The 10,959-nt window shown below is 63.2% G+C and carries 9 protein-coding genes; 8 read left to right on the top strand and 1 reads right to left on the bottom strand.

All coding sequences use genetic code 11. The features are described 5' to 3' along the window. The first annotated feature begins 32 nt into the window (after positions 1-32). The 5 genes from B3V69_RS02975 (at position 33) to B3V69_RS02955 (ending at position 6,521) form a co-directional block, all read left to right on the top strand. Positions 33-1,316 carry a purine-cytosine permease family protein gene (locus tag B3V69_RS02975; RefSeq protein ID WP_296443649.1) on the top strand — a complete coding sequence of 428 codons (1,284 nt, stop codon included), beginning with the start codon at positions 33-35 and terminating at the stop codon, positions 1,314-1,316. A gap of 21 nt (positions 1,317-1,337) precedes the next feature. Next, complete coding sequence (locus tag B3V69_RS02970; protein ID WP_296443647.1) at positions 1,338-2,417, top strand: FAD-dependent oxidoreductase; 1,080 nt, start codon at positions 1,338-1,340, stop codon at positions 2,415-2,417. A gap of 4 nt (positions 2,418-2,421) precedes the next feature. Then, on the top strand, positions 2,422-2,619 hold the full coding sequence (gene thiS / locus B3V69_RS02965; protein WP_296443645.1) for a sulfur carrier protein ThiS: 198 nt from the start codon (positions 2,422-2,424) through the stop codon (positions 2,617-2,619). 117 nt (positions 2,620-2,736) lie between these two features. Next, entirely contained in the window at positions 2,737-4,107 is a 1,371-nt protein-coding gene (gene hpnE, locus B3V69_RS02960; RefSeq protein WP_296443643.1) for a hydroxysqualene dehydroxylase HpnE, read from the top strand. Then, complete coding sequence (locus tag B3V69_RS02955; protein ID WP_296443641.1) at positions 4,104-6,521, top strand: penicillin acylase family protein; 2,418 nt, start codon at positions 4,104-4,106, stop codon at positions 6,519-6,521. The genes hpnE and B3V69_RS02955 overlap by 4 nt, the downstream gene beginning before the upstream one ends. A 9-nt stretch (positions 6,522-6,530) precedes the next feature. On the opposite strand, the gene B3V69_RS02950 is transcribed toward B3V69_RS02955, so the two are convergent. Next, the gene (locus tag B3V69_RS02950; protein ID WP_296443639.1) at positions 6,531-7,262 is read right to left on the bottom strand and encodes an HAD family hydrolase; all 732 of its coding nucleotides are present in this window, start codon (positions 7,260-7,262) and stop codon (positions 6,531-6,533) included. Between B3V69_RS02950 and hemH the strand changes: the two genes are divergently transcribed. The 3 genes from hemH to B3V69_RS02935 all read left to right on the top strand — a co-directional run bounded on the left by hemH (position 7,261) and on the right by B3V69_RS02935 (position 10,829). After that, positions 7,261-8,370 carry a ferrochelatase gene (gene hemH, locus B3V69_RS02945; RefSeq protein ID WP_296443637.1) on the top strand — a complete coding sequence of 370 codons (1,110 nt, stop codon included), beginning with the start codon at positions 7,261-7,263 and terminating at the stop codon, positions 8,368-8,370. The two genes, B3V69_RS02950 and hemH, sit on opposite strands and share 2 nt — an antisense overlap. A gap of 75 nt (positions 8,371-8,445) precedes the next feature. Next, positions 8,446-9,771 (top strand): ATP-binding protein, encoded by a 1,326-nt coding sequence (locus tag B3V69_RS02940; protein WP_296443634.1) that lies wholly within the window; start codon positions 8,446-8,448, stop codon positions 9,769-9,771. Positions 9,772-9,845: 74 nt separating this feature from the next. Then, a complete protein-coding gene (locus B3V69_RS02935) occupies positions 9,846-10,829 on the top strand; it encodes a diacylglycerol/lipid kinase family protein (RefSeq protein WP_414707458.1) in 984 nt (327 codons plus the stop codon). Positions 10,830-10,959 lie beyond the last annotated feature (130 nt).

Here is a 10,959-nt window from a genome sequence, read left to right as displayed (position 1 = left end):
CACCTGCCAATACTTTTGCATGGAGCAAATGGATGGCAAATACAAGCGTTCCCAATGCCGACAACAAGGCGCTGACGCCGGTGGCGGACGCCGACCGTGTTTTTCGCTGGCATGAACATGCCTCCCTCTGGTTCAGCCTGGGTGTGGGCCTGCTGGTCATGCAAATTGGCGCCTACTTGGTGCCCGCCGTCGGCAGCCGGGATGCCGCCGTGGCCATCGTGCTGGGCTCGCTGGTCGGCTCCGGCCTGCTGGCCTGGACCGCCAAGATCGGCTGCGACAGCGGCCTCACCAGTGCCGGGCTGATGCACACCACGTACGGCAGCCTCTTTGCCCGCCTGCCCGTGCTGTTGAACATTGCGCAGTTGATAGGCTGGACCACGTTCGAGCTGGTGATCATGCGCGACGGCACCGCCGCCATTGGCAAGCAGTCTTTTGGGCTCTCTCTTGATGGCCCCGGCGGCATCGTCATCACCACGCTCTTGTGGGGCGCTGTGCTGACCTTGTTGCTGGCCGGCTCCATGACCACGCTGGTACGCAAAATCATCAGCCGCTTCGGCCTGCCGCTGGTGATTGCCTCGCTGCTGTGGCTGACCTGGCAGTTTGGCGGGCAACTGCGAACGCAAGGCTTTGACGCTTTCTGGGCACGACCCGGAGACGGCAGCATGAGCATGCTGGCGGCCATGGACCTGGTGATCGCCATGCCGGTGTCCTGGCTGCCGCTGGTGGCCGACTACGCCCGCCATGGCCGCGCGGGTCGCAGTGCCATGAGTGGCACCTGGCTGGGCTACGCGGTGGCCAATATCTGGTGTTACGCGCTGGGCGTGATGGTGGTCAGCGTGGCGCAACCGGACGCCAATCTGGTCAGCGCGCTGCTGCTGGCACAAGGCGGCCTGATTGCCTTGAGCCTGATCCTCGTGGACGAAATTGACAACGCTTACGGCGACGTTTATTCGGGCGCGGTGTCCGCGCACAGCATCAAGCCGTCATGGAGCATCCGGCAATGGGGGCTGGGGCTGGCGGTTCTGTGCACCGGGCTGGCGCTGGTACTGCCCATGCACAGCCTGGAGCCGTTCTTGCTCTTGCTGAGCTCCGTCTTTGTGCCGCTTTACGGCGTTATTCTGGGTCGATTAGGCGTGGGCCAACCCAGCTTCGCGCCACCACAACGCAAGGTTGACCTGACAGCCGCACTGCTGTGGCTGGCGGGTGTGGCCATGTACCACGCTCTCGCCAAATGGGCACCCCAATGGGGCTCAGCCCTGCCGACGCTGGCACTGAGCTTCACGCTCGCCTGGCTCACACGGCCACAACGGACCTAAGTCCATTCTCCGAGAACCAACATGAATATCGTTATTTTGGGCGCAGGCCTGATGGGGCGGCTACTGGCCTGCCAGCTGGCACGGGCCGGTCATAGCCTTGAACTGTTTGACGCCGGCGGCCCGGAGGCGCTGACCTCGGCCGCCCGCGCCGCTGCCGCCATGCTGGCACCCCTGGCGGAATCGGCGATCACGGAGACCAGCGTGGTGCAAATGGGCGTTTATGCGCTCAAGCGCTGGCCTGAGCTGATTGCCCAACTCGATGAGCCGGTCTTCTTTCAACAGGAAGGAACCCTGGTGCTGTGGCATCGTCAGGACGCCGCAGAGGCCGAGCGCTTTTCGCGCCAGATGGACGCCACGGGTCTGGCGCTGCCCATTCTGCCGAAGGCGCAGCGGCTGGATGCCCAAGGCATCGCTGAACTTGAACCCTCGCTGGGCTCGCGTTTTGCCCAAGGTCTGTATCTTCCGGGAGAGGGACAACTGGACAACCACCAGTTGCTGGCAGTCATGCTGCATCAACTCCAGCGCCTCCATGTCAAACTGAACTGGGACAGCCCACGCGCCCCTGGCGACTTCTCGCCGGGAAAGCCAGGACAACCGGATTGGGTGTTTGACTGCCGTGGGCTGGGGGCGCGAGATCAGTGGCCTGCGCTGCGTGGCGTGCGTGGCGAGATCATCACGCTGCTGGCCCCGGAGGTGAAATTGACCCGCCCAACGCGCCTGATCCATCCGCGCTATCCCATTTACATTGCGCCCAAAGGGGGTGATTATTTTGTGGTGGGTGCCACTGAAATTGAGTCAGATGATTTGTCAGAAATGAGCGTGCGCTCTACGCTGGAGCTACTTAGTGCGGTCTATTCGGTGGACAGCGGATTTGCTGAAGCGCGGATTGTGGATATGGTGACCCAATGTCGTCCGACCTTGCCGGACAACCTGCCCGCGATCCGCCGCATCGGTGAACGCGTGATGCAAATCAACGGGCTTTATCGTCATGGCTACCTGATAGCCCCGGCCGTGCTGGATGTGGTGATGGAACTGTTCCACGCCAATAGCTCACCGTTGGCGAGCACGTTTGCGCTGTCAATTCAAAACGCGCAAGCCTGAAGGCATGAACGTCTTTATCAATCAGGTGCCGCACGATCTTCTGCCAGGCGCGACGCTGGCCGACGCTGTTTCCCTGCTGCAAGCCCAGCCACCTTTTGCGGCGGCGGTGAATCTGCAGTTCGTCCCCAACACCCAGTACGCCCAAAAATTACTCCAGCCAGACGACCGCATTGACATCATTGCGCCGGTCACCGGCGGTTAATATGGCCTCCACGCTTGTCACTTCGTGTACTGCGCTGCCCCCCGAGGGGGCTAATTTTCCTAGGGGCGGCCCGTCGAAAAATTGGCCCCCAAGCTTGTCGCTGCGGCGCACGCCTAAATGAAAATTGCCATCGTCGGCGCCGGCTGGGCCGGCATGGCGGCTGCGGTGGAGGCCACCCAGGCGGGCCATCATGCTATCGTTTTCGAAGCATCCCGCGCAATCGGCGGGAGGGCTAGAGCCCTGAATGGCATATTGCCTGACGGCACGCCGGTGACACTGGACAACGGCCAGCACATCCTGATTGGTGCCTACACCGAGACCCTGCGCCTGATGCGCCGGGTCGGCGTGCAGCCGGAGGACGCCTTGTTGCGTCTGCCCATGACGCTGCTGTTCCCGGACGGCCAGGGCTTGCGCTTTCCCGACTGGCCGACGCCACTGGACGCGCTGGCCGGCATTCTGTCGGCACGTGGCTGGACGGTGGCGGACAAGTGGTCTTTGCTGCGCGTCGCCAGCGGCTGGCAGCGACAGGGCTTTGAGTGTGAAACGAGCCTGTCGGTGGCGCTGCTGTGCCGACGTTTGCGCCCCCGCGTCATGGCGGAATTGATTGAGCCGCTGTGTGTGTCGGCCCTCAACACGCCGACCGAGCGGGCCAGCGCCCAGGTGTTCTTGCGGGTCATGCGCGACGCCCTGTTCGGCGTGCAGGGTGGCTCCCGGCTGCTGCTGCCGCGCCTTGATCTGTCCGAGCTGTTTCCCCAGGCTGCCGCGCGCTGGCTCACCCAACATGGCGGCCAAGTGCGGCTCGGCACACGGGTGGCATCGGTCTTGCCGCAAGGCGCGCAGTGGCGGGTTGAAGGCAAGCTGTTTGACGCCGTGATCTTCGCCACATCAGCATCAGAATCGGCCAGAGCCCTCGAAAACAGTGCGCAAGCAGCTCCTGATTCAATAGCAGACACGATCTGCCAATGGACCCGGCTCACCCGCGCCCTGCAGTTTGAAGCCATCACCACCGTCTATGCCTGGGGTTCGGGTGCAGCCCTGCCCCACCCGATGCTGACCCTGCGCAGCCACGCCGCCAGACCGACAGCCCTGCTCGCCCCGGCCCCGGCCCCGGCGCAGTTTGTGTTCGACCGCGGCCAGCTCGGCGGGCCCCAAGGCCTGCTCGCCTTTGTGGTGAGCGCCAGCGCGGGAGAACGCGAGGCACTGCAGGCGCAAGTGCTGCTGCAAGCGCAAGCGCAGCTGGGCCTGCGGCTGCAAGCGGTTCAAACCATTGTGGAAAAACGCGCCACCTTTGCCTGCACGCCCGGTCTGCAGCGGCCAGCCCAGCAAATCGCGCCCGGTCTGCTGGCCTGTGGCGACTATGTGGCGGGCCCCTACCCGGCCACCCTGGAGGGTGCGGTACGCAGCGCCGTGGCGGCCGTCGGGCAGGCCGGGCCTGACCCTTATGATTCGATGCCCAGACGCACAAAATACAAGGAGTCAGCCCCATGAAACGCACGTTGAAAATTGTCGCCCTGCTGCTCGCCGTACTGGCCGTGGTGGCAGCAGCGGCAGCCGCCTGGTACATCCACACCAAACAGCCGCAACGATCCGGGACCTTGACCCTGACGCAGCTCACGGCACCGGTCAGCGTGCGCTATGACGAGCGCGGCGTGCCGCACATTCGGGCCGAGAATGAGGCCGATATGTACCGCGCGCTGGGTTATGTGCACGCGCAAGACCGCCTGTTTCAGATGGAGATGGTGCGGCGTCTGGCGCAGGGTGAACTGGCCGAGATTCTGGGGCCCAAGCTGGTCGACGTTGACCGGCTGTTTCGCACCCTCGGCATTCGCGCCCGGGCAGAAACTTACGTCGCCGGCATGGATAAGACCAGCCCGTCCGCTAAAGCGCTGGACGCCTATCTGGACGGCGTCAACCAATACCAGTCCACCCATCCCGCCCCGCTGGAGTTCGACCTGCTGGGTATCCGCAAACGGCCGTTCACCGCAAAGGATACGGTGGCCGTGTCGGGCTACCTGGCCTACAGCTTTGCCGCGGCGTTTCGGACCGAGCCGGCCCTGACCTATGTGCGCGACAAACTTGGCGCGGACTATTTGAAGGTCTTTGACCTCGACTGGCACCCCGAAGGCGTGATCACTCAGGGCACGACGGCGGCCATGAACACCCAGGACTGGCACAAGCTCGACCAAATTGCCCGGCTCAGCCATGAGGCCCTGGACGCCGCCGGGCTACCGCAATTCGAGGGCAGCAATGCCTGGGCCATCTCGGGCAGCCGCACCGCCAGCGGCAAACCGCTGCTGGCGGGTGACCCGCACATCGGCTACTCGGTACCCTCCGTCTGGTACGAGGCGCACCTGTCAGCGCCGGGCTTCGAGTTGTACGGTCACCACCAGGCGCTGAATCCGATGGCCTTGTTGGGCCACAACCAGCGATTTGGCTGGAGCCTGACCATGTTCCAGAACGATGACGTCGACCTGATCGCCGAGAAGACCAATCCCGCCAATCCGAATCAAATCTGGTACCACGGCCAGTGGGTCGACCTGCAAAGCCGCGAAGAAACCATTCTGGTCAAGGGTGCCGCGCCGATCAAACTCACGCTACGGCGCTCGCCCCACGGCCCCATCATCACCGACGCGTTCACAGACAGCTTGGGCAAGACGCCGGTGGCCATGTGGTGGGCCTTTCTGGAGACCGAAAACCCGGTGCTGGACGCCTTTTATGAACTCAACCGCGCCAACACGCTGGAGAAGGCACGCCACGCCGCCAGCAAAATCCATGCGCCCGGACTCAACGTGGTGTGGGCCAATGCCGCCGGCGACATCGGCTGGTGGGCCGCCGCCAAACTCCCGATCCGCCCGGACAACGTCAACCCCACGTTCATACTGGACGGCAGCACCGCGGATGCGGACAAGCTGGGTTTTTACCGCTTCAGCGACAACCCGCAAGAAGAAAACCCGGCGCGTGGCTACATCGTCTCGGCCAATCACCAGCCCAAGCCAAGCAGCGGTGTGCCCGTGCCCGGTTATTACAACCTCTCGGACCGCGCCCAGCGTCTGGACGAACGCCTGCGCGATGCCACGGTCAAATGGGACATCAAGGCCAGTCAATCCCTGCAGCTCGACAGCCAAACCGGTTATGGCCCGCGCGTGCTCAAGGCTTTGCTGCCGGTGCTGGAGAGCGTCGTCACCGATCCGACGGAACGCGCCTTGCTGGCGAGTCTGGCCACTTGGGATGGCAACCACACCCTCAAAAGCATCACGCCCACGGTCTTCAACCAGCTGCTGTACGAGCTGGCCCGGGGCGCCATGGCGGATGAAATGGGCGAGGTTCAGTTCAAAAACCTGCTGAACACCCACGCGCTGGACTTTGCCTTGCCCCGACTGGCCGAGGACGCCGCCTCGCCCTGGTGGGACAACCGCAACACGCCGCAAGTCGAGAGCCGCGCCGACACCATGAAACTGGTTTGGCGCGCCACCATCGACCACTTGAAAGCCACGCTGGGCGATGACCCCGCCGCTTGGGCTTGGGGCAAGGCCCACACGCTGACCCACGGCCATCCGCTGGGCGCACAAAAGCCGCTGGACCAGCTGTTCAACGTCGGGCCCTTTGCCGCACCGGGCGGACGCGAGATCCCGAACAACCTGTCGGGCTCGATCGGGCCCGCGCCCTGGGCCGTGAGCTATGGCCCGTCCACCCGGCGCGTGATCGATTTTGCGGATGCCAGCACGGCGGTGGGTATCAACCCGGTGGGCCAAAGCGGCGTGCTGTTTGACGCGCATTACAAAGACCAGGCGCAAACTTTCATCGAGGGCGGCTACGTGGCGCAGCACCTGAGTGCCGCCGACGTCACGGCCAACACCCGCAGCACGCTGCTGCTGACCCCTGCGCTACCCGCCGCGCAATGATGTAGAGCGCTAGCGCCGTACCGGGACCGCCTGCAGCAGCTCACACAGCACGCTCAAGGTGGCCACCGTCTCATGCGGTTGCAGCGCATGCGTCCACCGCTGTTCGCCGCGGTTGACCCACACTGTCTGCATGCCGGCAGCCAAGGCGCCCAGCACGTCCAGCGCGGCATCGTCGCCCACATGCAGCACCGCGTCGGCCGCGACGCCGGCGCTGCTGGCTGCCGCGTGAAAAATGCGCGGATCGGGTTTGCCGACACCAAACTCCCGGGCGCTCAAGCCCGCCACAAAAAACTCGCTCAAGCCGACCCGGTGGACATCGGCGTTGCCGTTGGACAGCGCCACCACCGGGAAACGCGCCGCCAGAAAAACCAGTGCCGGCCGGGCATCGTCAAACAAATCCACCCGCATGCGCTCGGCAAAAAACACCTCAAAAGCCGGTTCCGCCAGGCCCGTGTCCTCATTGGCACGCTGCAGGGCCAGTCGGATCGACTCACGCCGCAGCGCACTCAAGTCATGGCCGATGTCAGGCAGGCTGCGCAGCACGTGGTCGCGTACCGCCTGTCGCGCCTGGCGGTCGGCCAATACCGCCGCGGCGCCGGGGGCCTGCTGGCCCAGCCAGGTCGCCAAAGCTCTTTCGGCGCGCTCAATCGTGGGCCAGATCGGCCACAGGGTGTCGTCCAGATCAAGAGTTATTGCCTTGATTTTTGAAATATCCAGCATAGGTGCGGGAGAATACTGCATGAGCTTCTTTTCAATGGGCAAATTTGCCAAAGAACCCCCCTTCACCCATGGTCAGGTGCCGCGCACCGCTGTGCTCTTCTGTAACCTGGGCACACCCGACACGCCGACAGCGGCTGATGTGCGGCGCTTTTTGAGCGAGTTTTTAAGTGATACGCGCGTGGTCGAGATCCCACGGCTGGTCTGGCTGCTGATCCTGCACGGCGTCATTCTGCGCGTGCGGCCCGCCAAGTCAGCCGCCAAATACGCCAGCATCTGGACGCCCGAGGGCTCGCCGCTCAAGGTCTGGACCGAAAAACAGGTCAAGCTGCTGCAAGGCTGGCTGGCTCAGCGCGGGCACCAGGTCACGGTGCGCTACGCCATGCGCTACGGCAGCACCTCCATCTCCTCGCAACTGGACGCGCTGAAGGCCGAGGGCGTGACCCGCGTGCTGATTTTGCCGGCCTACCCGCAATATTCGGCCACCACCACGGCCAGCCTGTTTGACGCGGTGTACAGCTGGGCCGCCAAGGTGCGCAACCTGCCCGAACTGCGCTTTGTCAACCGTTACCACGACGACCCGGGCTGCATCCGGGCGTTGGGCAGGAGCATCCAGCGCTACTGGAAACTCAATGGGCGCCCGGATCAGCTGGTGATGAGTTTCCATGGCGTGCCCGAGCGCACGCTGCACCTGGGCGACCCCTACCACTGCGAATGCTTCAAGACCGCGCGCCTGCTGGCCGACCAGCTGGGCTTGAGTCCGGACCAGTTCAAGATCACCTTTCAGTCCCGCCTGGGCCGCGCCAAATGGCTGGAGCCCTACACCGAACCCACCTTGATCGCCCTGGGCAAAGCGGGCGTCAAGCGGGTCGATGTCGTGTGCCCCGGCTTCACCAGCGACTGCCTGGAGACGCTGGAGGAAATCGGCATGGAGGGCCGCGCCGCGTTCCTGAGCGCCGGTGGCCAAGACTTTCATTACATCCCGTGCTTGAACGATGACCCGGTGTGGATCACGGCGCTGTGTGAACTCACGCAGCAGCATCTGGCCGGCTGGCCCACGCTGGACACGCCTGACGCGCAAGCGCTGGCGGCGTCACGCGCGGCGGCGCTGGCCTTGGGGGCCAAGCAGTAGGCCAGGGTTCAGTCAATTGGCACTATTTTTAATGGCTGTTTGCCGCCCGAAGCGGCCAGACAAGGAATCATTGAAATGAATGACAGGGATCAGCAAACATCCATCGACGACGCGAAACTTGAAGTCTATCGCCGCGTTTTTTACGCGTCGCCCGATTACATTTCGTTCAGTCGGCTGGACGGCACCTATATCGACGTCAATCCGGGCTATGAGCGTTTTACCGGACTGACACGAGCCGAGATGATTGGGCGCACATCGCTGGAAATCGGTATCTGGCCCAGTCCTGAAGTGCGCGTGGCTTTTGTCGGCGCCTTGAAAGTGACCAACGAGTTACATGGCTTCCGAACCAGTCTGGTGAATTTCAGACAGGAAATCCGGGATGTCGAAGCCTCGGTCAATCTTGCTGAAATTGGCGGTGAACAGGTGCTGATTTCAATCGTACGGGATGTCACCGAACGCAAGCGTGACGAGGATGAACTGGCGCAGCATCGGGATCAGCTTGAGCAACTGGTCGCGCAACGCACGACCGACCTGCGGCAAGCCAACGAACAACTGCTGGACACCAATCGCAAGCTGGAACAAGCGCACAACCAATTGCTGCAAACGGAAAAAATGGCGTCCATTGGTCAGCTCGCCGCCGGTGTGGCGCATGAGATCAACAACCCGGTTGGTTTTGTCAATTCCAATCTGAACAGTCTTGACGCGTATGTCCGCAGCCTGCTGCAAGTCATCCAGGCGTATGAGGACCACCAACAGGTCTTTGAACAGTACCCGCAAGACCTCCAATCGATCGAAGCGGTCAAAACCGAGGTGGAGCTGGACTACCTGAAAGAAGATATTTTCACGCTGCTGGACGAATCCAAGGACGGCATGTTGCGGGTGAAAAGAATTGTCCAGGATCTGAAGGATTTTTCCCACGTCGGTGCGGTGGAATGGCAGCTGGCAGATTTGCATGCCGGCTTGGACAGCACGCTCAATATCGTCACCAATGAAATCAAGTACAAGGCCAACGTCATCAAGGAATATGGTGCATTGCCGCCGATTGTTTGTCTGCCGCTGGAACTCAATCAGGTGTTCATGAACATGCTGGTGAACGCGGCGCACGCGATCCCGAGTTTTGGGGAAATCAGGATTCGCACCGGCGTCCAGGATGATATGGCCAGGATCGAATTCAGCGATACCGGAAGCGGTATCAGCCCCGAAACCATCAAACGTATTTTCGATCCATTCTTCACGACCAAACCCATCGGTCAGGGCACCGGGCTCGGGCTGTCACTGGCGCATAGCATCATCCAGAAGCATCAGGGTCGAATCGAAGTCGACAGCACGCTCGGCAAAGGCAGCACATTCCGTATCTGGCTGCCTTTGCAACAAGTACCCGTCGATAAAATTGCCGCGTGATCCGAGTGGCCGACATGGACTTGAACTCGAACACCCTCTCCCGCCAAGACCACGCTGCTCTGCCGTACCAAAGCATGACCCAGCCACCGCGCGTTCCAGACGTAGACCCGGCGGCAACGCTGCTGTTCGTCATCAATGCCGCCTCGGGTCGCAACGATCCGCAGACGACACGCCATGTGATCGAAGAGGCGCTGCGGGCGGCTGGGAGAACCGGTGAATTGCTGTTCGCCCGCCCCGACGAACTGGCCCGCGTCGCACAGCAAGCCGCCACGACCGCTTGCGCCCGGCGTAGCGCCGTCGTTGCCGTGGGCGGCGACGGTACGATCAACTCGGTGGCGCAGGCCGCGCATGCCCAAGGCTGCGCCATGGGGGTGATGCCGCAGGGCACTTTCAATTACTTTGCCCGCACCCATGGCCTTCCGGCCGATGCCGCTGCCGCCGTCCAGGCCCTGCTGCGTTCCGTGCCGGTGCCGGTGCAGGTGGGCTTGATCAACGAGCACGTGTTTCTCGTCAACGCCAGCCTCGGCCTGTACCCCGAACTGCTGCAGGATCGCGAGGCCTACAAGGCGCGCTTCGGCCGCAGTCGGCTGGTGGCGTTCGGGTCTGCGTTGGTCACCTTGCTGGGCACGCACCGGCAGCTGCGGCTGCGCATCGAACAGGGCGCCACCACACGCGACGTGACGACGCCAACGCTTTTTGTCGGCAACAACCGGCTGCAACTGGAACAAGTCGGTCTGCCGCAGGCCCACTCGCTCGACGAGGGCTGCATCGCCGCCGTGATGCTGCGACCGGTCGGCGCCTTTGCCATGCTCTGGCTGCTGCTGCGCGGGACCATGGGCACCCTCGGCGAGGCCGACACGGTGGAGAGCTTCAAGTTCCATCGCATGCTTGTCAAGCCACGGCTGGCCTGGGGTAGGCGCTTGGTCAAGGTGGCTTTTGATGGCGAGGTCAGCTGGATGCGCGCGCCGCTGGAATTCCGGGTGTCGCCCAGGCCGCTGTACCTCCTCAAGCCCCTCATCGCAGCGGGTACCAGCGGTCCCGAAGCGGGCGGCACATGAGCGTCCTGCTGCAGATATCCGACACCCATTTCGGCACCGAGCAGACACCGGTGGTCGAGGCGCTGGTGACGCTGTCGCGGCAACAGCGGCCCGATCTGCTGGTGCTCTCGGGCGACATCACCCAGCGCGC

It is taken from the genome of Rhodoferax sp. UBA5149 (assembly GCF_002413825.1).
Lineage (GTDB): Bacteria > Pseudomonadota > Gammaproteobacteria > Burkholderiales > Burkholderiaceae_C > Rhodoferax.
The sequence above is the reverse complement of the archived record's forward strand: the minus strand, read 5'-3'. Positions and strand labels throughout refer to the sequence as shown.

Bases quoted from the DNA above. Each gene is read 5' to 3' on its own strand.
- B3V69_RS02975 (WP_296443649.1), top strand. From the start codon at position 33: ATGGCAAATACAAGCGTTCCCAATGCCGACAACAAGGCGCTGACGCCG.
- B3V69_RS02970 (WP_296443647.1), top strand. From the start codon at position 1,338: ATGAATATCGTTATTTTGGGCGCAGGCCTGATGGGGCGGCTACTGGCC.
- thiS (WP_296443645.1), top strand. From the start codon at position 2,422: ATGAACGTCTTTATCAATCAGGTGCCGCACGATCTTCTGCCAGGCGCG.
- hpnE (WP_296443643.1), top strand. From the start codon at position 2,737: ATGAAAATTGCCATCGTCGGCGCCGGCTGGGCCGGCATGGCGGCTGCG.
- B3V69_RS02955 (WP_296443641.1), top strand. From the start codon at position 4,104: ATGAAACGCACGTTGAAAATTGTCGCCCTGCTGCTCGCCGTACTGGCC.
- hemH (WP_296443637.1), top strand. From the start codon at position 7,261: ATGAGCTTCTTTTCAATGGGCAAATTTGCCAAAGAACCCCCCTTCACC.
- B3V69_RS02950 (WP_296443639.1), bottom strand. From the start codon at position 7,262: ATGCAGTATTCTCCCGCACCTATGCTGGATATTTCAAAAATCAAGGCA.
- B3V69_RS02940 (WP_296443634.1), top strand. From the start codon at position 8,446: ATGAATGACAGGGATCAGCAAACATCCATCGACGACGCGAAACTTGAA.
- B3V69_RS02935 (WP_414707458.1), top strand. From the start codon at position 9,846: ATGACCCAGCCACCGCGCGTTCCAGACGTAGACCCGGCGGCAACGCTG.